Source organism: Streptomyces sp. NPDC051913 (genome assembly GCF_044593635.1).
Classification (GTDB): Bacteria; Actinomycetota; Actinomycetes; order Streptomycetales; family Streptomycetaceae; genus Streptomyces.
In genome coordinates, this window is the sequence record NZ_JBIUCI010000016.1 from 13,920 (window position 1) to 37,893 (window position 23,974).

Below are 23,974 nucleotides of genomic sequence, written 5' to 3' on the forward strand. Positions count from 1 at the left end.
TCTCCGTACTGCGGAAGGGATGTCGGGGTTCAGACGGCGTACGACATCCCGGTCGGCGGTCCTCGTCGACGCACGGCGTACCGCAGCCGCGCGCTCCTCAGTGATCGGCAGGCCACCCGGATCCGCGGTCCGGGCAGCGGCCTCTCCGGCGCTCCCCCGGCCGTCCGCCACCACGCCACGAGCCCCGGCACGCACTCGACCGCCCACCGCAGCAGCGCCCACAGCGCGGCCTCGCCCCGCCGCAGCCACCAGGTGAGGGTGAGCGCCGCTGCGATGTGGACGGCGGTGGCGTGCGGGGTCAGGGCGTGCGAGTGGGCGTGGGCGTGTGTGCTCATCCGCATGCCGTGCAGGGCCATCGCGGAGTGCTGCTGTCGGACGGAATGGAAGGCGACGTGCAGTCCGCCCTGGGCGGCGAGCGTCACGGCACCGATCCCGGTCAGCGAGCGTTCCCGGCCGCCGAGAAGACAGCCGACCGCGAAGACGGGTACGGCCGCGGCGATCTGGAACCGCACCGGCGGTGCCTCGCCCGTGGCCAGTGCGTGTCCCCCGGTGGCGAGCAGCACGCACAGCACCGCGAACACCGCCGCGCGCACGCTCCGGACCGCCATCGACACTCGCATCGCCCCCGATGCTGCCATGCCGCCCGGGAGCCGCCGCGTCCGCCCGTGCCTACTGCGCGTCATGCGAGCGGCCGTGCTTCGTAGGTGATGCGGATGACACGGTCGGCATGCCGTTCGGTGCGGGCGCGGGCGTCGAAGACGTCGGCGAGCAGGTCCGGGGTGAGCACGTCGAGGACCGGGCCCGCCGCCGCCTCCGTTCCCCCGCGCAGAGGCGGGTGGCGAGGTCGAGGTCGTGCAGGACGGCGAGTGCGGTGACGCCGCCGGCGCGGATCAGGTTGAGCGGTGCGAAGCAGGCGCGGATGTCGAGGTGGTCGGCGAGTTCGTCCAGGACGAGAAGGCCGGGTTGCTGGGCCGACGCGCGGGCCGGCAGGACGCGTTGACGTTCGCCACCGGAGAGGGAGGCGTAGTCGCGGTGCGCGAAGGGGCGTACGCCGCAGCGGTCGACGGCGTCGGTGACGGCGGCCCGGTCCTCGGTGCCGTCGCGACCCGGCAGACCGTGGTGCGGGGCACGGCCCAGGGCGACGATCTCGGTGACGGTCAGGCCGGCGGTGTTGCCGCCGGAGTGGGAGGCGTAGTCGCGGTGCACGAAGGGACGTACGCCGCAGCGGTCGACGGCGTCGGTGATGGCACCGAGGGCTCACGGGCGTTGCCGGCCACGGCGCTCACCGAACTCGGTGTGCGCACGGGCCGGGCCGAGACGATGGTCGTGAATCGCGGTTCGCGCAACGTCATGGAGAAGCTCGGGACGACCTTCACGGACGCCGCCCCCACCCCCTCCGGCACAGAGCGGGTCGAGGGCTCCGAGCACGAGGGCGTGCGCTACGAGATCACGAAAGAGCAGTGGTTGCGGGGCCGGTAGGCGCGGGGGCGCCGTCCGTCCGGGCCTCGATCGCCCGCAGTACGGCCACCATGTCCTCACCGCCGTGCCCCCGCGCCACGGTCTCGCCGAAGAGGGCGTGACAGACGTCGAGGAGCGGGGAGGCCAGCTTCGTCCTGCGGGCGGCCTCGGCGATCAGCCGGTTGTTCTTCAGCACGTCCGCGGCGCCCGCCTGGACCCCGAAGTCACGGTCCACCAGCTTGGCGCCCTTCACTCGGGAGACGGCGCTGGCCATGGGGCCGGCGTCCAGGACGTCCCGGAGCAGCCGCTGGTCGAGGCCGTGCCGGTCGGCGAAGTGGAACGCCTCGGTCAGCCCGGTGACCAGGGTGATCAGGAAGAGGTTCACCGAGAACTTCATCAGCAGGGCGCCCGGTACCGGCCCGCAGTCGAACGTCTCGCGGCACAGCGGCGCGAGCAGCGGCCGTACGGCCTCCACCGCGTCCCGCTCCCCCGCGAGCATCCCGACCAACGCCCCCTGCTCCGCCGGGACTCGGGAGCCGGAGACCGGGGCCTCGACGTATCGTCCGCCCGCGGCCCGGACGGCCTCCGCCAGGTCCGCCGAGTACTCGGCGGAGGTGGTGCCCATGTGGACGAGGGTGCGGTCGGCGACAAGCGCGGTGAAGGCCGCGGTGCCGCGGCAGAGGACCTCGTCCATGGCGTCCTCGTCGGACAGCATGAGGATCACGGTGCGCGCCCGCGCGAAGACCTCGGCGCAGGTGGCCACGACCTCCGCCCCGGCGGCGCACACGGGGTCGCACCGGCCCGGCGTGCGGTTCCAGACGACGAGGGGCGTGCCCGCGCGGGCGAGGTTGAGGGCCATGGGCTGCCCCATGACACCGAGGCCGACGAAACCGACGTACACCATGCGCCACCACCCGTCGCCCACCATCGACTATGACAGCGGTCATAGTAGCCGACACCTTATGACCGTGGTCATAGGATGGCGTGCGCAAGCTTCGACTGAGGGAGGCCGGGGATGGCGGAACGAGGGCCGCGGGAGCGGATGGTCTTCAGCGCGGCCCAGCTCATCCGGCGCGACGGCGTCGCCGCCACCGGTATGCGTGAGGTCGCCGCCCACGCCGAGGCGCCGCGCGGGTCGCTCCAGCACTACTTTCCGGGCGGCAAGGAACAACTCGTCAACGAGGCGGTCGGCTGGGCGGGCCGGTACGCGGGCAACCGTGTCGCCCGCTTCCTCGCCGCGCTGCCGGAGCCGACGCCCAGTGGGCTGTTCGCCGAGATGGTCCGCCAGTGGACCGACGAGTACACACGCGCCGGCTTCGCGGGCGGCTGCCCCGTGGCCGCCGCCACGGTGGACTGCGCCGAGTCCACCGCGTCCACCCGGGAGGCGGCCGCCGCCGCGTTCGCCGGCTGGACCCGGCCCGTGGCGCGGGCCCTCGCCGACATGGGCGTACCCGAGGAACGGACCGGCGCACTGGCCACCCTCATGATCAGCGCACTGGAAGGGGCGATCCTCATGGCCCGAGCCGAACAGGACGTACGCGCCCTGACGACCGTGGCCCGCGAACTGGGCCCGTTGCTCGACGCGGCGGCGCGGTCGGGTGAAGGGCGCTCCTGACGGGCCGGGCCGACGAGCAGGCAGCGCTTTCGTCATCCGCAGGTGATGTCCGAAGCCGGGAGTCGGCCGGTGGCGAGGTAGGCGTTGACCGTGGTGTCGACGCACGGCACGCCGTGGACGCCGTACACCGCGTGCTGGTCGGCGCCCCGCAGGGTGACCAGGCGGGAGGAGGGCCAGGCCCGGCGTACCGCGATGGCGCCCTCGTAGGTGGTGCGCGGGTCACCGGTGGCGTTGACGAGCAGGGCGGGCAGGTCGTCCCGGACGGTGGTCGGGCGTTCGCGGGGCGCCTCCCAGAAGGCGCAGGGGTTCAGGTTGTTGGTGACGGGGCCGAACAACGCGTCGCGCACGCGGGCGTGTTGGACGTCGCGCCAGTAGACCTCCGGATCCCGCGGGGCCTCGATGTCACCGCAGACGATCGCCATCTGCACGCTGCCGTAGGGCGAGTCGGCCCCGGTCAGCATGAACCCGAGCACCTCGGCGAGCCACGGAGACGGGTCCACCCGGTGCCCGCCCGTCGCGCGCAGCAGGTCCCGCATGCCCTGCGCGAAATCGCCGTAGGCGGTGTCGTTGTCCTGTGAGAGGCCGTTGAAGACGACCAGGGGAACGCTGTGTTCGTCCACCCGGTGGGCACCGATCCGCAGGGGTGTGCGGGCGGCAGCCGTCTGGACCCGGTCCACGGCCGCCAGCACCGCCGCGCGTGTGCGGCCGAGGCCGTACGTCGCGTCGCGGACGGCGGTCCATGCGGCCCAGTCCCGCAGGGCGTGGCGGTTGGCCTTCTCGGTACCCCGTAACAGGCGGGGGCCGTAGCGGTCCGGGGCGATGACCCCGTCCAGGACGACCCGGTCGATGCGGGCCGGGAACATCGTCGTGTACACCTCGCCCAGGTAACTGCCGTACGAGTAGCCCAGGTAGGAGATCCGTCGCTCACCGAGCGCGGCACGGATCACGTCGAGGTCGCGCGCGGTGTTGCGGGTGGTGGCGTACGGCAGCACGTCCCCCGCGTGCCGCCGGCAGCGCTCGGCGAGGTCCGCGGAGAACTCCGCCACGCGGTCGAAGCCGGCCCGGTCGACGCCCGCGCCGCGGAACGCGGAGCCGGTCGGCCAGTGGCAGTCCAGCGGGGTGCTGCGGCCGACGAAGCGGGGGTCCACACCCACCACGTCGTAGCGTGCCCCGACGTCCTTCATCGCCTGGCGCACCCACGGCGGGTCACCGAGCGTCTGCCCGCCGGGGCCGCCGCCGTTGAGCAGCAGGGGGCCGACGCGGTGGGCGGTGTCGGTGGCCCGGATCCGGGAGATCGCGACGGTGATCGTGCGGCCGTCGGGGCTGACGTAGTCCAACGGCACGCTCACGTCGGCGCATTGGGCGCCCGCCTGCTCCAGCTCCTTGCCGGTCGCGTCGTCCGGGCCGAGCACACAGCTCGCCCAGTCGAGGCGCTGGTGGTGGTAGCGGGCGAGCGGGTCGGCGGCGACCGCCTGGGCCGGGAGGGCCGTGGCGGGCAGCGCGGTGAGGGCGAGAGCGGTGGCGGCCAGGCCAAGGGCCGCGTTTCTCGTCGTACGCGAAGCGCGCTGCGGCGAGCGGGCTGAACGGATCACTGGTGTCCCCCTTCGGAAGACCGCTGTGGGCAGCGGACGGTTCGTACGCCCAGGGCCTGTCCGGCGGACCAGGTAGCGGGAAAGTGACGCCAAACCCCGCGTCCGCGGCATGATCCGCCGGACGGGCCCTCAACGCTATGGAGGCGGGGCGGCGGGGTCACTCTGGCTGGCAGCCGGTTCGTGAGTGGGGGCAGCCCCAGCGGGGAACAGGGGGCACACCCCAGGGGCGGGGCCCCAACTCGGCTGTCTTCCCTGCCTCGTTGAGGCCGACCTTGGCTGCCCGCCGAGGCGGCGGGCTCCTTCGGCCGGTGCTCAGTCCGCTCTCGGCGCCGCCGTGCTCGCCCGGACGATCAGGCGGGTCGGCACGAGCGTCGTGCCGTACGGGGTGGCGTCGTGGCGCATCTTGCGCAGCACCGCCTGTACGCAGAGCCGGCCGACCTCGGCGAAGTCCTGGTGGACGGTCGTCAGGGGCGGCTGGAAGGACGATGCCTCGGCGATGTCGTCGAAGCCGATGACGCTGACGTCCTCGGGGACCCGGCGGCCCCGTTCGTGGAGGGCGCGCAGCAGGCCCAGGGCCATCTGGTCGTTGGCCGTGAAGACCGCCGTGCACTCCTCGCGCGCGGCCAGCTCCAGGCCTGCCCGGTAGCCGGACTCCGCCGACCAGTCGCCCCGCACCAGCGGCGGCACCGGTCGGCCCGCCTCGGCGAGCGTGGCCTGCCAGGCGTCCGTACGGCGCTGGGCGGCGTAGGAGTCCTCGGGGCCCGCGAGGTGCCAGACCGTCTCGTGGCCGAGGCCGAGGAGATGCTCGACGGCGGTGCGGGTGCCGCCCGCCTGGTCGGTGTCGACGACCGTATACCGCTCGCCCGCATCGGAGTCGGCGACGACCACCTGGACGTGGGGCGGGATGTTGATGGTGGCCGCGTCCAGGAGGTGCACCTCCATGATGACGATCACCGCGTCGACGGCGAGTTCCTCAAGGCGGGAGAAGGCGCCGCGGACCTCGTCCTGGGTGGGAACGGTGGCCTGCAACAGGGTCACCGCGTAGCCCTCGGCCGCCGCCGCGGTCGCGATCGCCTCCAGGGTGCGGACGTTGCCGGTGGTGGAGAGGGAGAAGGTGATCACGCCGAGGGTGCGGAACTCGCCGCGTTTCAGGGCGCGGGCGGCACTGTTGGGACGGTAGCCCAGCTCCCGCATGGCGGCGAGGACCTGCTGTCGGGTCTCCTCGTTGACGCCCGCATAGCCGTTCGACACGCGGGAGACGGTCTGGGAGGACACTCCGGCCAGCCGTGCCACATCGGCCATCGAGACCGAGGGAGTGCCCACTCGGCGGCCCCGGTGCGGCGCCTGCGGCAGCGAGTCGCGCGTCGCGTCCATTTTCAACCCCCTGCCTCTCCTTGCATCGCTTTGATCACGATCCTCCAGGGGGACCCTTGACCTCTGTCAGCGGAGGAGTGTAGACATGCCGCCATCGGATGTTTACGTAAACATAACAGCACAAGCCGCTTTTCCGCTGATCGATGTTTGCGTAAACATCACGGCCGCACCGCACGGGAGACCACCGCGGCGCGCGGGTTCCATGAGTGAACGAGCGAGGAACGATCATGACAACGCTGCAACCGCCGGCCGCCGCCGAGCCGCGCCCGGCACCGCCTCCGGCAAAACGGGACCGACGCTCCTGGACCGGGTGGGGGTTCATCGGCCCGTTCGTGGCGGTCTTCGCACTGGTCTTCCTCGCGCCCATCGCGTACTCGATCTACCTGAGCCTCTTCCGCAACCAGCTCATCGGCGGCAACCAGTTCGTCGGCCTGGACAACTACACCCAGGCGCTCAAGGACGATCAGTTCTGGCAGGCCGTCGGCCGGGTGGCGCTCTTCCTGGCCGTCCAGGTGCCGATCATGCTGGGCATCGCCCTGCTGGTGGCGCTGGCGCTGGACAGCGGCCGGCTCTACGGCAAGAGCTTCTTCCGGATCACGATCTTCCTGCCGTACGCCGTGCCCGCCGTGGTCGCCACCCTGATGTGGGGCTTCATGTACGGCACCAAGTACGGCCTGGTCGGCGACATCAACGAGGCGTTCGGTACCTCGCTGCCCGACCTGCTCTCCCCCGACTGGGTGCTCGCCTCCATCGGCAACATCGTGACCTGGGAGTTCGTCGGCTACAACATGCTGATCTTCTACTCGGCCCTGCGTGTCATCCCGACCTCGCTGTACGAGGCGGCGGAGATCGACGGCGCCGGTCAGTGGCGGATCATCAGCTCGATCAAACTGCCCGCGATCCGGGGCGCGATCGTCATCGCCACGATCTTCTCGATCATCGGCAGCTTCCAGCTCTTCAACGAGCCGAACATCCTGCGCCCGCTAGCCCGCAACGCCATCACCACCGACTACACGCCGAACTTCTACACGTACTCGCTGTCCTTCAACGGCCAGCAGCACAACTACTCCGCGACGGTGGCCATCATCATGGGCGTCCTCACGATGATCGTCGCCTACGCCGTCCAGCTGCGCGGCATGCGCAAGGGAGCGTGACCCGATGAGCACCTCTGTCGCCGCTCCCCCCACCAAGAGCGCCTCGCCGCTGCGCACCCCGCGCAAGAAGCACACCCCGGGCAAGCCCAGGCGCAGCCTGCTGCTCACGGGGCTGATGGCCCTGATGGTCGTCTACACCGTGGCGCCGCTGATCTGGCTGGTCATCAACTCGACCAAGACCCAGGCGGGTCTGGGTGCCTCCAACGGGCTGTGGTTCGCCCATGACTTCGCCCTGTGGGACAACATCCGGACCACGTTCACCTACCACGACGGCATCTTCGTCCGCTGGCTGCTGAACACCCTGCTGTACGTGGTGCTCGGCGCGGGCGGCGCGACGCTGCTCGCGGTGCTGGGCGGATACGCGCTGGCGAAGTTCGACTTCCCGGGCAAGCGCGGGATCTTCGCCGTCGTCATCGGCGCGGTGGCCGTGCCGGGTACGGCCCTCGCGGTGCCCACCTTCCTGATGTTCAGCAAGATGGGGCTCACCGACACCCCTTGGGCGGTGATCATCCCGTCGCTGGTCTCGCCGTTCGGCCTCTATCTGATGTGGGTGTTCGCCGCCGAGGCGATCCCGACCGAGCTGCTGGAAGCGGCCCGGATGGACGGGGCGAACGAGGTGCGCACCTTCTTCCAGGTCGCGCTGCCACTGCTGGCCCCGGGGATCGTGACCGTGCTGCTGTTCACCACGGTCGCCACCTGGAACAACTACTTCCTTCCGCTGATCATGCTGAAGGACCCGGACTGGTACCCGCTGACCCTGGGGCTCAGCGCCTGGAACTCCCAGGCGGAGACCATCGGCGGCGACGTGATCTTCAACCTGGTCATCACCGGCTCCCTCATCACGATCATCCCCCTGATCGCCGCCTTCCTGTTCCTCCAGAAGTACTGGCAGTCCGGCCTCGCCGCCGGAAGCGTCAAGGAGTGACACCGGCGGCGCCCGCCCCCAAGCCCCCCATGCAGCACCCCTGAAGTACCACCACCCTCACCCGTCCCACCCACGAAGAAGTGGAAGCACCTCCATGCGCAGAACAACGAGCCGCATCCTGCGCGGCATCGCCCTCCTCTCCACCCTCGCCCTGGGCGCCACCGCCTGCGGCGGCTCGGACGACGACTCCGACACCAAGGCCGTGTCCGCCGCCGACATCAAGGCGGCCCTGGACAAGGGCGGCTCCATCACGGTCTGGGCCTGGGAGCCCACCCTGAAGACCGTGGCCGCCGACTTCCAGAAGAAGTACCCGAAGGTCAAGGTCAACCTGGTCAGCGAGCGCTCCGGCGACAAGCACTACACCGCGCTGTCCAACGCGATCTCGGCCGGCAAGGGTGTTCCGGACGTCGCCCAGGTCGAGTACTTCGCGCTCGGTCAGTACTCCCTCACCAAGGGCCTGACCGACCTGGCCCCCTACGGCGCCGACAAGCTCGCCTCCAAGTACACGGCCGGTCCGTGGAACGCGGTCAGCGACGGCGACAAGGTGTACGGCCTGCCGATGGACTCGGGCCCGATGGCGCTGTTCTACAACAAGAAGGTCTTCGACAAGTACAAGATCGCCGTTCCTACCACCTGGGACGAGTACCTGGACGCGGCCCGCAAGCTCCACAAGGCCGACCCGAAGGTCTACATCGCCAACGACGCCGGTGACGCGGGCTTCACCACCTCCATGCTGTGGCAGGCCGGTTCGCGCCCGTACAAGGTCGAGGGCACCAAGGTCGGCATCAACTTCGACGACGCGGGCGCCAAGAAGTTCGAGACCGTCTGGCAGAAGCTGATCGACGAGAAGCTGCTCGCCCCGATCAACGGCTGGACCGACGACTGGTACAAGGGCCTCGGCGACGGCAGCATCGCCACCCTCGCCAGTGGTGCCTGGATGCCCGCCAACTTCGAGACCGGTGTCCCGGGCGCCAAGGGCCAGTGGCGTGCCGCCGCCCTCCCGGCCTGGATCAAGGGTGACAAGGCGAGCGCGGAGAACGGCGGCTCCTCGCTGACCGTCCCGGCGCTGGCCAAGAACAAGGAACTCGCCTACGCCTTCACCGAGTACGCCAACTCCGGCGCCGGTGTCGCCACCCGTGTCTCCGAGGGCGCCTTCCCCGCCACCAAGGCGGAGCTGGAGGCCCCCGCGTTCCAGAGCAAGAAGTTCGACTACTTCGACGGCCAGGAGGCGAACAAGATCTTCGCCGAGTCCGCGGCGAACGTGGCGAGCGACTGGTCGTACCTGCCCTTCCAGCAGTACGCGAACTCGATCTTCAACGACACGGTCGGCAAGGCGTACGTCTCCGGCACCACGCTGGCGGACGGCCTGAAGGCCTGGCAGGACGCCTCCGTCAAGTACGGCGAGGAGCAGGGCTTCACCATCGAGAAGTAGTTCTCGCAGAAGTCGAGAAGTAGTTCTCGCGGACGCAACGAACGCCGGGCGGCGCGGCTCCCGGGCCGCGCCGCCCCCGTGCACCACCCCTTCGGAAGGACCGCCATGATCTCCACCCTCCACTCCCGCAGAAGCGGGGCGGACGGTGACCTCACCCCGCGTCTCGCTTTCGGCGCCGACTACAACCCCGAGCAGTGGCCCCGGGAGGTGTGGGAGGAGGACGTCCGGCTGATGCGCGAGGCCGGTGTCACCGTCGTCTCGGTGGCGATCTTCTCCTGGGCACGTCTCCAACCGACCGCGGACAGCTGGGACTTCGGCTGGCTCGACGAGGTCATGGACCTGCTGCACGCGGGCGGCATAGGCGTCGACCTGGCGACCGCCACCGCCTCCCCGCCGCCGTGGCTGACCACCGCCCACCCGGAGATCCTGCCGGTCACCGCGACCGGCGAGACGCTGTGGCCGGGCGCCCGCCAGCACTGGCGGCCCACCTCCCCCGTCTTCCGCGAGCACGCCCTGCGCCTGGTCCGCGAGATGGCGACCCGCTACGCCGACCATCCGGCGCTGGTCGCCTGGCATGTCTCCAACGAGCTGGGCTGCCACAACGTCTACGACTACTCCGACGACGCGGCCCACGCCTTCCGCGACTGGCTGCGCGCCCGCTACGGCACTCTCGATGCCCTCAACCACGCCTGGGGCACCGCGTTCTGGTCCCAGCGCTACAGCGCCTGGGAGCAGATCCTGCCCCCGCGTCTGGCGGCCTCGCACCCGAACCCGACGCAGCAGCTGGACTTCAAGCGTTTCTCCTCCGACGCCCTCAAGGACTACCTGCGCGCCGAGCGGGACCTGCTGAAGGAGCTCACCCCGGGCGTCCCGGTCACCACCAACTTCATGGTGATGGGCGAGACCAAGGGCATGAACTACGCGGACTGGGCCGAGGAGATCGACTTCGTCTCCAACGACCACTACGTCCACCCCGGTCCGCAGTCACGTGACGAGCTGTCCTTCTCCGCGAACCTCACCAGCGGCATCGCGGGCGGCCGGCCCTGGTTCCTGATGGAGCACTCCACCAGCGCCGTCAACTGGCAGCCGGTGAACGTGGCGAAGCGGCCGGGCGAGCTGGCCCGGGACTCGCTGCTGCACGTGGCGCACGGCGCGGACGCCGTCTGTTACTTCCAGTGGCGGCAGTCGGCGGCGGGCGCAGAGAAGTACCACTCGGCGATGGTGCCGCACGCCGGCGCCGACAGCGAGCTGTTCCGCGCGGTGGCCGAACTCGGCGCCACCCTCAAGTCCCTCGCGCCGGTGGCCGGTTCGCACCGGGAGAGCGCCAAGGTCGGGATCGTCTTCGACTGGGACTCCTGGTGGGCCAGCGAGCAGGACTCCCACCCCACCTCCCTGCTCAACTACCGCCAGGAGGGCCTGGACTGGTACTCGGCGCTGCTCGCGCTCGGCGTGCGCGCGGACCTGATCACCACCAAGAGCGACTTCGCCCGCTACGACGTGCTGATCGCGCCCGTCCTGCATGTGATCCCGGCGGAGCTCGCCAAGGAGCTCACCCGCTACGCCGAGCAGGGCGGCCACCTCGTCACGACCTACTTCTCCGGCGTCGTCGACCAGAACGACCATGTGTGGCTGGGCGGTTACCCCGGCGCGCTGCGCGAGCTGCTCGGTATCCGCGTCGAGGAGTTCGGCCCGCTGCTCGCCGACGAGTCGGTGTCCCTGGACGACGGCTCGACCGGCACCCTGTGGACCGACCGCATCACCCCGGCCGACGACCGGACCGAGGTCCTCGCCCGCTACGACTCCGGCAACCAGGCCGGGCGTCCGGCGGTGACCCGCCGTACCGCGGCGGCCGGTTCGGCGTCGTACGTCTCCACGCGCCTCGGTGTCGCGGGGCTGACCGCGCTGCTGCCGCGTCTGCTCGCGCCGGCCGGCGTGACGAGCGAACTCCCGGCCGAGGCACGCGGGCGCGTCGAACTGGCCGTCCGCAAGGGCGCCGAGGCGAGGTTCCTGTTCCTGGTGAACCGGACCGACGACACGGTGCCGCTGCCCGGCTTCCCGGGCGACGTGCTCTACGGCACGACCGGCGACGACGGGCTCGTCCTCGGTCCGCGCGAGGTCGCCGTGGTGCGCCGACCGCTCGCCTGACCCACCCCCCACCTCTGTCCCCCGGGCGGCACCTGACCCGCCCGGGGGCACACCCCTCCCCGTGCGTCCGATGGGAGGGACCACCGCAGCGTTTCCACCTATGAAGCTGGGAGCACACGATGGCAGGACTCACCCGCAGCAGACGGCTCCTCGGGGCCGCCTCCATGACCGCGCTCGCGACCGGAGCGGCACTGCTCTCCGTACCCGCGCCGCTCGCGCAGGCCGACACGGTCACCGCGTCGGTCACCGTCCAGCCCGATCCGTCGTACAAGCAGGAGCAGTTCGAGGGCTGGGGCACCAGTCTGGTCTGGTTCGCCAACGCCACCGGTGACTACCCGAAGGAGATCCGCGAGAAGCTCGCCGATCTGCTCTTCGGGGACGACGGTCTGGCGCTGAACATCGCCCGCTACAACATCGGCGGCGGCAACGCCCCGGACGTCAAGGACTATCTGCGCGCCGGTGGTGCGGTCGAGGGCTGGTGGAAGGCTCCCGAGGGCACGACCCGCACCGACACCGACTGGTGGAGCGCCGACGACCCCGCCGACTGGAACGCCGACGCGGACGCCACACAGCGCTGGTGGGTCGACCACATCAAGGACGACATCGACCACTGGGAGACGTTCTCCAACTCCCCGCCGTGGTTCATGACCGAGAGCGGCTATGTCTCGGGCGGGTTCAACGCCAACGCCGAGCAGCTGAAGGAGAGTTCGGTCGGCGACTTCGCCGCCTACCTCGCCGGGGCGACGAAGCGGCTGGAGAAGTCCGAGGGCATCAGGGTCGACACCGTCGACCCGTTCAACGAGCCCAACACCGGCTACTGGGGCACCCGTCTGGACGCCGACGGCGAACCGGTGGGCGGCCGTCAGGAGGGTGCGCACATCGGGCCCGCGATGCAGGAGAAGGTGCTGGCCGCGCTGGCGCCGGCGCTGAAGAAGGCCAAGGTCAAGGCCCACATATCGGCGATGGACGAGACCAACCCGGGTCTGTTCGCGACGAACTGGAACTCCTACTCGCAGGCGTCCAAGGACCTCGTCGGCCAGATGAACGTCCACACCTACGGCACCGGTCAGCGCACCACGGTCCGTGACCTGGCCAAGGCGGCCGACAAGCCGCTGTGGATGAGCGAGGTCGAGGGCGACTGGGGCGACGGGCAGAGCTTCACCGACATGCGCCCGGGCCTGGGCCTGGCCCAGCAGATGGTGAACGACCTGCGTGAACTGGAGCCCAAGGCCTGGGTGTTCTGGCAGCCGGTCGAGGACTACGACAACATGAAGCCGGGCGGCGAGTCCGCCAAGGGCGGCAACTGGGGTTCCATCCAGCTCCCGTTCAGCTGCACGTCGGCCGACACCCTCCAGTCCTGCCCGATCCACACGAACACGAAGTTCGACACGGCCCGCAACTTCACGCACTTCATCAAGCCCGGCGACAGTCTGATCAAGGTGGACGACACCTCCAGCGCCGCCGCGGTGACGAAGGACGGCAAGGGCGCCTCGCTGGTCCACGTCAACTCCACCACCGCGCCCCGCGCGGTGACGATCGACCTGTCGAAGTTCGAGAAGATCAAGGACAACGCGACCGTCACCCCGACGGTGACCGACGCGGCCGGCAAGCTGGTGCGGCAGGCCCCGGTCGACGTCGTGGACGGCAAGGCGACGTTCACCGTCCCCGCGCAGTCCGTGACCTCGTTCGCCGTCAAGGGCGTCTCCGGTGTCGCGAAGGACGCGAGCCTGTTCAGCAAGGGCGCCTCCTACACCCTGACCGGTGTGCAGAGCGGCAAGGCGGTGACGGTCGGCGCGAACGGCACCAACCTCACCATCAACTCCGCGAACAGCACGGTCGCGCAGGAGTGGCGCCTTGAGGTGAAGTACGGCAAGAAGGGCAGCAACCGCGCCCGCTACGTCTTCGCCAACCCGGCCGAGGGCAAGCGGCTCGCCGTACGGGACAACGTGCCGGTGATCGAGCCCGACACCGGCGACCGGGACCCGGCGACCGAGTGGATCCTGTCCACCACGGGCGACGGCACCTGGACCCTGGTGAACCAGGCGACCGGACGGCTCCTGGAGGTCGGCGGCCAGGCGACGAACGAGGGCGCGGCCGTCACGACGTGGCAGGCCAACTCCGGTTCCAACCAGCGGTGGCGGATCACCGAGGTGAACTGACCGCACCGCTCAGCCCGTTGAGGACAGACGCCCGGCCGGGCTTCCCGGCCGGGCGTTGAGCGTGTGCCGTCGTCCGGCACCACCGCCGCACCCTAGGCCGTGGGACGCAGGCGGAAGCGCTCGTGGGGCTCGGCGCGGCCCGTGGCGAGGTCGGCGGCCATCGCGCCGATGAGCGGGGTGAACTTGGCGCCCTGGCCGGAGCAGGCGGAGACGATGACAAGCGGCCCGTGCCGGTCGAGGACGAAGTCGTCGTGGGGGGCGGTGGTGTAGAGGCAGGTGGCTTCCGCGACCGGGTCGGGATCCAGGCCCGGGAGCCGGTCACGGACGAAGTCGCTGACGCGGGTGCGCGACGACGGGTCGACGACCCCGGTCCGCGAACTGGCCGTCGTGGGAGTGCCGCGGTCGTGCTCGGCGACCTTCACGGCGGGCAGTGCTCCTCCGTCGCTGCCGGACGGCAGCCCGTAGGTCTGCATCGTCTCGTCCCCGAACACCAAGGTCGGCCACCCGAGCGAGGGGTCCCGCTGCCGGAAGTGGAAGACCTGCTGCTGGGTCACCTTCAACGGCGGCAGGGCGACCGGCAGGTCCAGCTCGGGCAACCAGGCTCCGGCGGCGATCACCACGGTGTCGGCGGTCAGTTCCCGGCCGTCGTCCGTACGCAGGCGCACCTTCTCCCGCACGTCGAAGCCCGTGACCCGGACGCCGGTCCACGCCTGTGCCCCGTGCTCGACGGCCCGGCGCACACACGCAGCGACCGTCGCGTCGGCATCGACCACTCCGGCCTCGGGGTGGTGCAGGACCGGCCCGTCGAAGCGGACGTACGGCCAGCGCTCCGCCGCCTCCCCGGCGGACAGGACCTCGTGCGGCACTCCGGCCTCGCCCAGCACTCTGGCCAGGCCCCGCGGGTCGCGTCCCGCCCCGAAGTCCAGGCCGCCGGTCGTCCGCAGCAAGGGAGTCGAACTGTCCCGCTCCAGCTCACGCCACTGTTCGTACGCCTGGCCGGTCAGCCGTACGTACAGGTCCTCGGCGTACGCGCGCCGGAAGATCCGCGAGCTGCCGTGCGAACTCCCCCGCCGGTGACCGATGCCGTACGCCTCGATCACGGTGACCTGGTGGCCGCGACGGGCCAGCTGCCAGGCGGTGGCCGCGCCCATCAGGCCGGCACCCACGACGGCGATCAATGCCCCTCCCCAGAAGTCCAGTTCGTGCCCGTGAGCGGCACACGTGCCATGGCCGAGGACTCTACCGTCCGGGCGATCAGGTCCCAGGGACGCGTGCTCGCGTCCGTGACGACGGCGGGCCGTTCGTTCAGCAGGAAGAGTGCCGAAAATGCGCTTATTCTGCACTTATGGCCACTATGCGTGCCCGGCCCATCGCCCTGGCGATCATCCTCGGTCTCGTGGCCGTGCTCGGGATCGTCTGGTTGGTCAGATCCGCAACCATCGACGGCGAGAACACCGCTGGCAAAGGAACCGTCAGCTCCGCGGCCGCCTCCAACGGCAACGGCAACGGCAACGATCCCGACGCCGACGGGGGCATCGGGGGCAACGACACGGGCCCGGGCACCGGTACCGATACGGGCTCCGCGGCCGCCTCGCAGGGCACGTCGGCCACCGGCAGCAGCACGCCGGACGGTGGCACGCGCAAGGACGGTCGCCGGTCCATCCACGTCAACGGGGTGCGCCTCGACGGCAACCCCAGCGGCAGTGGCTGCGCCACCATCATCAACAAGACGAGCACGCCGGCGACCTTCAACAGCGTGTCCTTCACCGTGGCCAGCGGCCCGGCCAAACCGGCTGTCAGCTCCGACAACGCGGCGCACTGTTCGAACGGCAACCCCCGGTGCCTCGGGGCCAGGGTGCAAGAGGGATATCAGTGTGACGCGGGGGCGGTCCTGCCGCCCGGCTCCCCGAACGGCAGGTACGTCATCACCACGACCGTCAACTTCACCTACGTGTGCGTGGACCCCGAGAACTCGCCGTGCGACGAGGTGAAGGACTGGGGTGGTTCGCCACCGACGCCCCAGGATCCGGTGGTGATCAGTGGTTCGACTTCCAACAAGGTTCCCCCCGTGACGATCGTCGTGGGCGGGGAACCGGAGGACAACCCGGAGGACGAGGTCACTCCGGCGCCCGACACCCCTGAGAACGTCACACCCTCGCCCGAGGACGACCAGCCGCTGCCCGACGTACCCGACGGGGCGTCCGATCTGGAGCAGGACTGATGGCCGAGGAGGCGCCGCCGCGGGAACCGCCGGCCGCCCCGACCGGGCCGCCCACACCGCCCGTGGCGGAACCGCCGGACCAACCCGAGTCCTCCGCCGACCAGATCCCCGTCTCGACCCGCGTCCGGAAACTGGCGGAGGCGATCGGTCCGACGACCCTGGCCACCGCGCTGCTCGTCTACTTCGGCTACGTGGCCACCCGCGCGCGCTACCAGTACTTCGGCGTCCCCCTCGACATGACGGGACTGTCCAACCAGGACCTGATGCTCCAGGGCCTGGAGGTGGTGTACGTCCCGGCGGCCCTGATGTTCCTGGGCATCCTGGCGTGCGTCGGCATCCACGCCCTCGTCAGATGGCTGCTCGCCCGCGACACCGGCAGCGACGCCTCCGCCGACCGGGCCCTGCTGGCGTACCTCATCATCCTCGTCGGCGTGCTTCTCATCGCCCGAGCCCTGATCGGCATGTTCGTCGCGGACTCCGACACCAGTGTCGTCATCGGTGCCACACCGCTGTCGCTGGCGATCGGGCCGGCGGCGGTGGCGTACGGCGTCTGGGTCTACGCGCAACAGCGCGGTCGGCCCCTGCTGTCGCAGCGGCTGGCACGCAACGGGGCACTAGCCGCGGTGGGGTTGTTCGTCGCCGGGCTGTTCTGGGCCTCGACGCAGCTGGCCTGGGCGTACGGCACGGGTCGCGGCGAGGAGGACGCATCTCGACTGGTGGACCGCCCGGAAGTCGTCGTCGACACCAAGGATCCGATCGACGGCCTGCCCACCGGCGTCACGGAGACCCCGCTCGATGCCAAGGGGAAGGACGCCGGGGCGTACCACCACCGTTACGCGGGCTTCCGGCTGTTGCTGTCGTCCGGTGGGCGGCTGTTCCTGGTCACCCCGGACTGGGTGCTCGGCCGGGACCGGACGGTCGTCCTCCCCTATGGGGACGACATCCGGGTGCAGCTCCTGCCGCAGCCCTGAGAAGGGAACCGGTTCGTCCGGCAGCATCCGCCGGGCGACCGCGCTAGCGTCCAAGAGAGCGTAGGGAGCGGTGCGATGGACCTGTTGCCGGTCGAGATCAAGGTCAACGTGGACAGCGACGTGGCGGGGGCTCTGTCCGCCCTCGGTGGCTCGCACGGGGTGCGGACCACACGTCGGATCTGGTTCGCCGAGGACCGGGACGGCGTCGCCGAGCGCCGCGTGCCGCTGCTGGACGCCGGGGTGATCGTACGGTTCAGGCTCGGTGGCGATGCGGACGATCTGACGGTCAAGTTGCGGCCGTGCACGAGCAGGCAGTTGGTCGGCCGCTTCTCCGCCCCGTTCGACGCGGACCCGTTCACCTACAAGATCGAGGAGGACTGGTCGGCGGACCGCCAGGTACTGGCCGCCTCCCTGGTGCACGACCACCCGCCGGGAGCACTGTCGGAGGCCGTGTCTCCCGGCGGCGACCCCGCCGCGTCGGTCGACGCGCTGCACCACCAGTTCCTGCACGCCTGCGCGCCCACCGTCCCGTTCGACGGGCTGGTCGCGCTGGGACCGATCCTCGCGACCAAGGTCGAGGACCTTCCGCTGGACGGCCTGAAGGTGAACCTGGAGGCGTGGTCGGTGGCTGGTCTGGACTTCCTGGAAGTCTCGATCCGGGTCAAGCCCAAGGACGACGACGACGCCGAGGGACTCGCCAAGCGGGCCGAACACAAGCAGCGCTCGCTGGAGGACGCGGTGCGAGGCCGCGGGGTGGCGCTCTCCGAACACCCCGAGAACAAGACCCGCCGGGTCCTCACCGCGCTGGTGAGGGGCCTGCACAACTGATCTGTCGCGTACGTCGGCGATCCGACGTCACGGCCACGGCTCCGTCGGCCGTACCGTGTCGAAGGCGAGCCCGCTGGAACTCTCCCCGGTACCGGGCGCCTTCTCCCTGCGGACCCAGCTGTGCCAGGAGCCGTCGTACCAACGGGCCAGCACCGGGCGGCGGGTGACGTACACCCCGTCGCGCGGCACCTCCTCCTCGTGCACCCACAGTCCGGGCGTGATCAGGCGGCCCTCGGGGCGTGCGTCGAGACCGGGAGCGGTGAGGTCGGCCAGGCGGAAGCGGATCTCGGCGGTGCGGATCGCCTCGGGGACGAGGGGGAACCAGTAGTCGGGCACGATCGTCTGCACCGCGTACGCGGGCAGCTCACCGGCGGGGACGGGCTCGGGCGGGGTGCGGCGGGCCCAGCTGTCCCGGCGGTCGACCGGTTCGCCCCGGCCGTCGGTGTAGTGGTGCTGAACGGCCCAGGCGAGGTTGGCCAGTTCGTCGCGGGCCAGCACCACGTGTTCCAGGGGCCGGCCCGTCTGGCCGGGCTCGGTGGGCAGGATCAGCAGACCGGAGGCCGCCGGCTGGTCGGGGTCCGGGCTGTTCAGGGTGAACATCGACCAGGACGGGTCGTCCTGGCCGGCCCGCCGGATCAGATGGTGGCGGCCGAACACATCGCGCACCAGCAGTCGGTCCACGACCGTGAGGGAAGAGGTCGGCACCTCCAGGGGCACCAGGAACCAGTCGTTGCCGAAGACCGTGGCGAACGAGATCAGCAGCAGCCGGCCGGTGTCGAGCGTGGACACGTCCGTCGCGCCGAGATCGACGCGCGCGTCCTCCATCTCCCAGAACCGGTCGGCCGGGAGTCCGCCGTAGCGCACGGTCGAGGGCAGGCCCTCCTCGGCGAAGGTCCGGCGCGGTCCCTGCGGTGCCGCCTCGGCCTCGGGGTCGGGGTGGACGTCCAGGCCGTACCAGTCGAGACCGTCGCCCTGGTACTCCTCGGCGCGCAGGACCGTCCCGCCGGTGGACAGTTCCACGGCGTACTCGAAGCGGTGCGGATCGAAGCAGTCCGGGCCGTGCTCGGCGAGTTGTCCGGCCCACCACGTACGCCACCGCCCGACGGTCTCGGCGAGCTGCGGGTCCGATGAGCTGTCGAAGGTGCCCGCGTCCAGCGCCGCCGCCACCGACGCCGCGTCCGGCACGCGGCCGTCCAGCAGACCGATCAGGCTCGCGTCCGGCTCTCCGGCCGGGAGCAGATGGGCGGCGAGTGCCGTGCGGGCGGCGGTGAGCAGTCCGGCGTCGTCGCACATCCGCAGCAGTGCGGCACCGCCCTCGGCGCGCAGCCGTTCGTCGACCTGGACGGGTTCGTCCTCGATCTGGGTGTCCAGCGGCCCCAGGCGTGGATCGTAGGGAATCCAGTCCGTGCTCCCGCCCGGTCGCCAGGCGTCGATCGGTGCGCTGCCCCCGTTCATCCGGACCACCGCGGGCGAACCGGCGTCCTGGGCGGCGAACTCACCGAACTGCCACTGCCGGGTGAGCAGCCACAGCGGATCGTGCACCTTGGCGGCCAGTCCGGGTTCGATGTCGCCGGCGCGGTGACCGGGCTCCAGCCGGAAGGGCCCGTCCGGGTCGGTGTTCGGCCGCCGGGTCTCCATCCCGGCCAGGGCTCGGCCGGTCGCGCCCTGCTGGCTGATCCGGATGCCGGGGAGGAGGTCGTCCAGTTGCGGCAGGTCCTGGAGGTCGATCGCGCGCAGCTTGGCCAGTTCGAGTGTCTCGCGCAGCACCTGCACCAGGCCGTCGGAGGTCCAGCCGCGGCTCAGGTCAGGGGGCACGGCGATGAGCACGCTGTGCGGGGCCTTGGCGTCGGGCCGGTCGTAGTGGAAGGCCACCCCGGTCAGTTCGGTCTGTGGGGCGGCCTCGGCGGGTGGCGCGCCCTCGGGCGGCGGGGGCGGCTGGTCGGAGCCGGGCAGCAGTTCGATCCATTCGTCGAGGACGACACCGGTGACAGCCGCGCCGGACGGGACGTCCACGGGCGCGTGCCAGACGAGATGGGTGGTGGCGGGCGGGCGGTGCCCGGCGGGGAAGGTGCCGCCGATCCACGCGTCGCCGGCGCCCGCCGGATGCTGTGCCGCGCGCAGCCGTTCGGCCCGTCCGGCACGATTTCCGGCCAGCAGCAGCGTCTCGTGCAGGGTGCGCACCATCGGCCGTACGGCCGCGTTGCGCCGCAGCCAGTCCTCCAGTTCGGCGCCGGGCACGTCACCGGGTGAGGGGGGTGGCGGTGTGGGTGCGGTGAGCGTGGGCAGGAGGGGTACGTCCGCGCCGAGCACCTCCGTCAGTGTCGTGCGGGCCCGGGACAGCCAGGCCTCGGCCGTCCGCGGGGTGACCTGTTCGGCGGCCAGGTCGCGCAAGGCGGCCTGCGCCGGGTGTCCGGCGACCAGGGGGCTCGCGGCGAAGGCGGCGAGGCGGGTCCGCAGCCCGGCCGTGTCGATCGTGCGGCCGGCGGGGTCCTCGGGCAGGTGTGCCGGCAGCAGTGGTTGTGCGGTGGTCAGCAGCGACCGGATCCGGGCCGCCCGCCCGCGCAGACCGCTCCAGCCGGGTCCGGTGAACTCGACCGGTGTGTCCGGCGGAACGCCCATGGCGGTCCGAACGGCCTCCCGCAGGCCGGCCGGTTGGACGGCGGCCGCGTCCAGTACGGTCCGCAGGGCGCCCAACCCCAGGCGATCGGCGGTGAGTTGGAAAGCCGCCTGGCCGTTGGACCGAGCGTCGCCCTCATGGCTCTGGCCGTCGGGCTGAGCGTCGCCGTCCTGATTTTCGCCGTCGGTGTGTCCGCCGAGCACTCCGGTCAGGGTCCAGCCCGACGCCGGGCCCAGCAGTTGGGCGGTCCAGGCCTCCAGGGCGGGTTGCAGCGCGGCGAGCGGGTCGTCGGGCCAGCCGGTCGGGGTGGCGTCCGCGGGCAGCAGCGCGGCGATCCGGTGGGTGAGGGCGCGGGCCCGGTGCGGTGTGCGCAGTACTCGGAAGGTGTCCGGCACGTCCTCGCCTCGGCCCAGGGTGTCGGCGGTCAGGCCGGCCCGGATCGGGTTGCCGCCCACCAACTGGTGCACGCTCTCGGCCAGCACCAGGTCGCCGACCGCGTCCAGGGCGTCGACGAGGTCGTCCAACAGCGGTGTCACCGCCGCCTGTTGCTCAGGCGGGACCAGGTCCAGGGCGCTGCCGCCGGCCCGTGCGAGGGCCATTCCGTCGACCACGTTGCGCGCCGCGACCGCCTCCGCGCTGCGCGCCCACAAGTCGGCGTCGCCCGCCTCTCCTTGCGGTTCGGGCACGACCGGCAGAGGGAACTGGCGGCGGAACTGCGGGACGAGAGTGTCCAGTTGCGCGTCGTGCAGGGCCCGTTCGAACCGGTACCCCAGCAGGGAGCCCAGGTTCTGGCCCTGGCGTACCCCGCCGAGCAGCCAGCGGGCGACGCGGGCCCGGCGGGAGGTCAGGTTGACCGCGTAGGACTGTTCGTCGGGGTTGCCGAGGAAGCCCGAGCGCAGGACGGCCGCCGTGGCCGCGTGTTGCAGGGACGGCGCGTGGATGTAGCCGTCCTGGGCGGACACCTCGACGGTGGTGTCCACGTCGTCCAGTTCGATGTCGACCGTCTCGCGCGCCTGGGGCGGGAGCAGGTTCTCCACCCAGCCGTAGCAGCCGAACCGGACGCCCTCGACGCCGGACGCCCGCAGTTCGGCCAGCCGCCGTGACGCCAGTGAGGTGACCCAGGCGTCCAGTCGGTGCGCGTACGCGTCGATGACCTCCAGCAACAGTTCGGGCAGCCGGGTCACCGGTACGGCCGCGAGCGTCCGCAGCGCCTGTTCGAGGCGGGGCAGCGCGGCCGTGGCGCGGGTGGCGGCGGCGACGCGTTCGGCGCGCTCCTGCTCGTCGAGTCCGTCGATGACGTCGGCCACCAGTTGGTCCACGTCGCTGGTGGCGGCGAGCGCCTGGCGCACGGGGTCGTCGGTGCCCTGCTCGCTGTCGTCGCCGTCGAAGAACGCCCAGTTGGGCAGGAACAGCAGGGCGTCGAGCAGTCCGCTCGCGTCCGGTGGGGCCTCGGGCGGGAACTCCTGCGGGGTGCCGTCGTCCTCGGGCGGCGCCTCCCCGCCGTCCTGGCCGTCCTGGCCGTCCTGCGGTTGTTCGCCGCCCTCGTCGGGGGTCTCGCCCTCGCCCGGCTCCTCGGCCTGCGCTCCCGGAAGGTCGAAGAGGGTGCTGCGCCGGGGCGGGGTCTCGCGCCCCGAGGACAGCTCGACCGGCCACGCCGCGTCGAAGGCGGCGGCGTCCAACTGGCCCGCGAGGAAGGCGCGTACGGCCCCCAGATAGTCCGCGGTGGCCGTCGCCCGGGCCGGGAAGGCGGTGGCGTCCGGGGTGATCCGGGTGACGAACCCGGGGACGCCGGTCCCGTCGTCCAGACCCCAGCCGAGGGAGGTCCAGCCGTCGCCGCTCGTCGTCCAGCGCAGCTTCCCGTCGGGTGCCAGTCCGGGCAGGCCCGGCCGGGCGGGGGGCTCGTCGCGCGAGGTCTTCGGCACGGCGAAGGTGGGGCCGTCCATGCGGCGCATGGCCAGGCCGGTCGCCACGGGCAGCCGTTTCAGCGCCTCCACGGTGACCTGGTCGACCGGTTGCCCCGGCTCGACATGAGGGATGGGGTCGATGGGGATCCTGCCGTTCAGCGCCGCGCGCCAGCACTCGCGCAGCCGCAGCAGCCAGGCAGCGAGGAGGGCGTCGACGTCACGGGTGCGTTCGGCACGCCAGTCGCCCAGCGCGGTCACCGGCAGCACGCCGTACGGCTGGCGCCCGACCCGCAGCATCGGCAGCGGCCCGCGACCGCGCACATGCTCGGCGAGATGGTCGCGGACGGCCCGCCACGGGCGGCCCGGGGCGACGCCGCTGACCTGACGGGTGCCCAGGTCGAGGGTGCTCAGCGCGGACTCGGCGAACCCCTTGCCGAGGGTGGGCCAGGTGAGCAGGGTCAGCGCGGCGACGGCGGACGGCTCGGGGTCGTCCGCGCCGGAACAGCCGCGCAGGAACCCTGCGTCCGGCAGACCGAGCGCCGCGGCCAGCGCGTCGGCGACGGGTCGCTGCCCCGCTTCGGGGTCGGCGTCAGGACCGGGGTAGGCGGGTGCGGAGGACCAGCCGGAGCGGGTGCGGGGGGTGTTGTTGGTGGCGGTTCCGGAGGGCAGGATGCCGAGTCCGCCCGCGAACCGGTGGCCGTGCAGCAGATCGCGCAGCCGGGCCGCGCCGTCCGCCGCGGAGTCCTCACGGACGCCGACGACGAGCAGTTCGTCCAGGTGGTCGGTGCCGTCGGGCGGGAAGGTCAGCTCGATGCCCATGCCGGACTTCAGGGCCTGGAACCAGTCGGTCTCCCAGCCCTCTTCCTCGGCGCGCAGCAGGCCGACGGGCAGCGGGTCGGGCACCGGGCGGCCGAGCTTGTCCACGACGATCTGACCGTCGAGCAGACCGAGGAAGCGCCAGCGTTTCGGCATCGCGACCTGCCGCTGCCGCTGCTGGCCCGGGTCGTCGGGGCGTTCCCCGGGCGGCGGGGAGCCGGGGCGGGCGGCGCGGACCGCCCAGGAGGCGCGGGCCGGGCGCAGCGTGCCGAGGACCTTCTGCCAGGCGTCGGGGCCCGGCTTCTGCCAGTACTCGGCGGCGGCGGCCGCCTCGGCGGGCGTCAGCCGGGGGTCGAAGGGGGTGAGCAGGATGTCGTCCGGGTAGATCCGCACGCGCAGGGTGCTCGGCTCCCACCAGATGGTCTCCACCCGTACCGGCAGCAGGGCGACGGGGTCGGTGTTGCCGTCGGGGAAGAGCGCCGCGCCCTCGCCCAGGGCGCGGGTCAGTTCCTCCTCGGCGTCGGCGACGAGGCTGTTGGCCTGCTCGGCCGTCCGTTGCAGTTCCGTGAGGCCGGCCTCGGCCTCGGTGAGCAGTTCGGCGCTGGGGCGCTGGCCGATCTGGACGGGGTCGGGCAGTCCGGCCCGGATGTGCTCCTGGAGGCGCCGTACGACGGCCTCCTGCTCGTCCGCGAGGGCCTGGGCGGCATCCGCGTCGGTGCGTGCCCGGTCCAGTTGCGCGCGGGCGGCGAAGGCGTCCGTCATG

General features: G+C 71.7%; 16 protein-coding genes and 1 pseudogene. 10 read left to right on the top strand and 7 right to left on the bottom strand.

Features of this window, described 5'->3' with window-relative positions:
• Nucleotides 1–29: 29 nt before the first annotated feature.
• Together ACIHIX_RS36505 and ACIHIX_RS36510 are read right to left on the bottom strand one after the other, a co-directional pair.
• Complete coding sequence (locus ACIHIX_RS36505; RefSeq protein WP_399963962.1) at nucleotides 30–620, bottom strand: hypothetical protein; 591 nt, start codon at nucleotides 618–620, stop codon at nucleotides 30–32.
• Between the two features lie 59 nt (nucleotides 621–679).
• A pseudogene (locus ACIHIX_RS36510) lies at nucleotides 680–1,182 on the bottom strand (ABC transporter ATP-binding protein); the annotation flags it as partial.
• Between the two features lie 18 nt (nucleotides 1,183–1,200).
• Between ACIHIX_RS36510 and ACIHIX_RS36515 the strand changes: the two are divergent.
• Nucleotides 1,201–1,479 carry a hypothetical protein gene (locus ACIHIX_RS36515; RefSeq protein ID WP_399963964.1) on the top strand — a complete coding sequence of 93 codons (279 nt, stop codon included), beginning with the start codon at nucleotides 1,201–1,203 and terminating at the stop codon, nucleotides 1,477–1,479.
• Here the strand turns inward: ACIHIX_RS36515 and ACIHIX_RS36520 are convergent.
• Nucleotides 1,448–2,362 carry an NAD(P)-dependent oxidoreductase gene (locus ACIHIX_RS36520; RefSeq protein WP_399963966.1) on the bottom strand — a complete coding sequence of 305 codons (915 nt, stop codon included), beginning with the start codon at nucleotides 2,360–2,362 and terminating at the stop codon, nucleotides 1,448–1,450. The two genes, ACIHIX_RS36515 and ACIHIX_RS36520, sit on opposite strands and share 32 nt — an antisense overlap.
• 111 nt (nucleotides 2,363–2,473) lie before the next feature.
• On the opposite strand from ACIHIX_RS36520, the gene ACIHIX_RS36525 reads away from it, so the two are divergent.
• Nucleotides 2,474–3,073, top strand: a complete 600-nt coding sequence (locus tag ACIHIX_RS36525; RefSeq protein ID WP_399963967.1) for a TetR/AcrR family transcriptional regulator — start codon at nucleotides 2,474–2,476, stop codon at nucleotides 3,071–3,073.
• A 32-nt stretch (nucleotides 3,074–3,105) separates the two neighbouring features.
• On the opposite strand, the gene ACIHIX_RS36530 is transcribed toward ACIHIX_RS36525, so the two are convergent.
• Both ACIHIX_RS36530 and ACIHIX_RS36535 read right to left on the bottom strand, forming a co-directional pair.
• A complete protein-coding gene (locus ACIHIX_RS36530; RefSeq protein WP_399963969.1) occupies nucleotides 3,106–4,665 on the bottom strand; it encodes an alpha/beta hydrolase in 1,560 nt (519 codons plus the stop codon).
• Between the two features lie 312 nt (nucleotides 4,666–4,977).
• Nucleotides 4,978–6,039: a LacI family DNA-binding transcriptional regulator gene (locus tag ACIHIX_RS36535; protein ID WP_399963971.1), complete on the bottom strand. Its 1,062-nt coding sequence runs from the start codon at nucleotides 6,037–6,039 to the stop codon at nucleotides 4,978–4,980.
• 227 nt (nucleotides 6,040–6,266) lie between these two features.
• On the opposite strand from ACIHIX_RS36535, the gene ACIHIX_RS36540 reads away from it, so the two are divergent.
• From ACIHIX_RS36540 to ACIHIX_RS36560, 5 genes are all read left to right on the top strand, one after another.
• Nucleotides 6,267–7,193 carry a carbohydrate ABC transporter permease gene (locus tag ACIHIX_RS36540; protein WP_399963973.1) on the top strand — a complete coding sequence of 309 codons (927 nt, stop codon included), beginning with the start codon at nucleotides 6,267–6,269 and terminating at the stop codon, nucleotides 7,191–7,193.
• A gap of 4 nt (nucleotides 7,194–7,197) precedes the next feature.
• Nucleotides 7,198–8,118: a carbohydrate ABC transporter permease gene (locus tag ACIHIX_RS36545; RefSeq protein WP_399963975.1), complete on the top strand. Its 921-nt coding sequence runs from the start codon at nucleotides 7,198–7,200 to the stop codon at nucleotides 8,116–8,118.
• Nucleotides 8,119–8,212: 94 nt separating this feature from the next.
• A complete protein-coding gene (locus ACIHIX_RS36550; protein ID WP_399963977.1) occupies nucleotides 8,213–9,550 on the top strand; it encodes an ABC transporter substrate-binding protein in 1,338 nt (445 codons plus the stop codon).
• Between the two features lie 105 nt (nucleotides 9,551–9,655).
• On the top strand, nucleotides 9,656–11,695 hold the full coding sequence (locus tag ACIHIX_RS36555) for a beta-galactosidase (RefSeq protein WP_399963980.1): 2,040 nt from the start codon (nucleotides 9,656–9,658) through the stop codon (nucleotides 11,693–11,695).
• A 119-nt stretch (nucleotides 11,696–11,814) separates the two neighbouring features.
• Nucleotides 11,815–13,854 (top strand): RICIN domain-containing protein, encoded by a 2,040-nt coding sequence (locus ACIHIX_RS36560; protein WP_399963983.1) that lies wholly within the window; start codon nucleotides 11,815–11,817, stop codon nucleotides 13,852–13,854.
• Nucleotides 13,855–13,946: 92 nt separating this feature from the next.
• Here the strand turns inward: ACIHIX_RS36560 and ACIHIX_RS36565 are convergent, their stop codons facing one another.
• Entirely contained in the window at nucleotides 13,947–15,032 is a 1,086-nt protein-coding gene (locus ACIHIX_RS36565) for an FAD-dependent oxidoreductase (protein ID WP_399963985.1), read from the bottom strand.
• 167 nt (nucleotides 15,033–15,199) lie between these two features.
• Here ACIHIX_RS36565 and ACIHIX_RS36570 point away from each other — a divergent pair, with 167 nt between their 5' ends.
• From ACIHIX_RS36570 to ACIHIX_RS36580, 3 genes are all read left to right on the top strand, one after another.
• The gene (locus ACIHIX_RS36570) at nucleotides 15,200–16,075 is read left to right on the top strand and encodes a hypothetical protein (RefSeq protein ID WP_399963987.1); all 876 of its coding nucleotides are present in this window, start codon (nucleotides 15,200–15,202) and stop codon (nucleotides 16,073–16,075) included.
• On the top strand, nucleotides 16,075–17,046 hold the full coding sequence (locus ACIHIX_RS36575) for a hypothetical protein (protein WP_399963989.1): 972 nt from the start codon (nucleotides 16,075–16,077) through the stop codon (nucleotides 17,044–17,046). The genes ACIHIX_RS36570 and ACIHIX_RS36575 overlap by 1 nt, the downstream gene beginning before the upstream one ends.
• 75 nt (nucleotides 17,047–17,121) lie before the next feature.
• Nucleotides 17,122–17,874 (top strand): hypothetical protein, encoded by a 753-nt coding sequence (locus tag ACIHIX_RS36580; protein ID WP_399963992.1) that lies wholly within the window; start codon nucleotides 17,122–17,124, stop codon nucleotides 17,872–17,874.
• Nucleotides 17,875–17,901: 27 nt separating this feature from the next.
• On the opposite strand, the gene ACIHIX_RS36585 is transcribed toward ACIHIX_RS36580, so the two are convergent.
• Nucleotides 17,902–23,973, bottom strand: coding sequence for a hypothetical protein (locus tag ACIHIX_RS36585; RefSeq protein ID WP_399963994.1), 6,072 nt, complete (start codon nucleotides 23,971–23,973; stop codon nucleotides 17,902–17,904).
• Between the last annotated feature and the right edge of the window lies 1 nt (nucleotide 23,974).

Bases quoted from the DNA above. Each gene is read 5' to 3' on its own strand.
- ACIHIX_RS36525 (WP_399963967.1), top strand. From the start codon at position 2,474: ATGGCGGAACGAGGGCCGCGGGAGCGGATGGTCTTCAGCGCGGCCCAG.
- ACIHIX_RS36545 (WP_399963975.1), top strand. From the start codon at position 7,198: ATGAGCACCTCTGTCGCCGCTCCCCCCACCAAGAGCGCCTCGCCGCTG.
- ACIHIX_RS36505 (WP_399963962.1), bottom strand. From the start codon at position 620: ATGCGAGTGTCGATGGCGGTCCGGAGCGTGCGCGCGGCGGTGTTCGCG.
- ACIHIX_RS36575 (WP_399963989.1), top strand. From the start codon at position 16,075: ATGGCCGAGGAGGCGCCGCCGCGGGAACCGCCGGCCGCCCCGACCGGG.
- ACIHIX_RS36540 (WP_399963973.1), top strand. From the start codon at position 6,267: ATGACAACGCTGCAACCGCCGGCCGCCGCCGAGCCGCGCCCGGCACCG.
- ACIHIX_RS36535 (WP_399963971.1), bottom strand. From the start codon at position 6,039: ATGGACGCGACGCGCGACTCGCTGCCGCAGGCGCCGCACCGGGGCCGC.
- ACIHIX_RS36555 (WP_399963980.1), top strand. From the start codon at position 9,656: ATGATCTCCACCCTCCACTCCCGCAGAAGCGGGGCGGACGGTGACCTC.
- ACIHIX_RS36580 (WP_399963992.1), top strand. From the start codon at position 17,122: ATGGACCTGTTGCCGGTCGAGATCAAGGTCAACGTGGACAGCGACGTG.
- ACIHIX_RS36550 (WP_399963977.1), top strand. From the start codon at position 8,213: ATGCGCAGAACAACGAGCCGCATCCTGCGCGGCATCGCCCTCCTCTCC.
- ACIHIX_RS36570 (WP_399963987.1), top strand. From the start codon at position 15,200: ATGGCCACTATGCGTGCCCGGCCCATCGCCCTGGCGATCATCCTCGGT.
- ACIHIX_RS36585 (WP_399963994.1), bottom strand. From the start codon at position 23,973: ATGACGGACGCCTTCGCCGCCCGCGCGCAACTGGACCGGGCACGCACC.
- ACIHIX_RS36560 (WP_399963983.1), top strand. From the start codon at position 11,815: ATGGCAGGACTCACCCGCAGCAGACGGCTCCTCGGGGCCGCCTCCATG.
- ACIHIX_RS36520 (WP_399963966.1), bottom strand. From the start codon at position 2,362: ATGGTGTACGTCGGTTTCGTCGGCCTCGGTGTCATGGGGCAGCCCATG.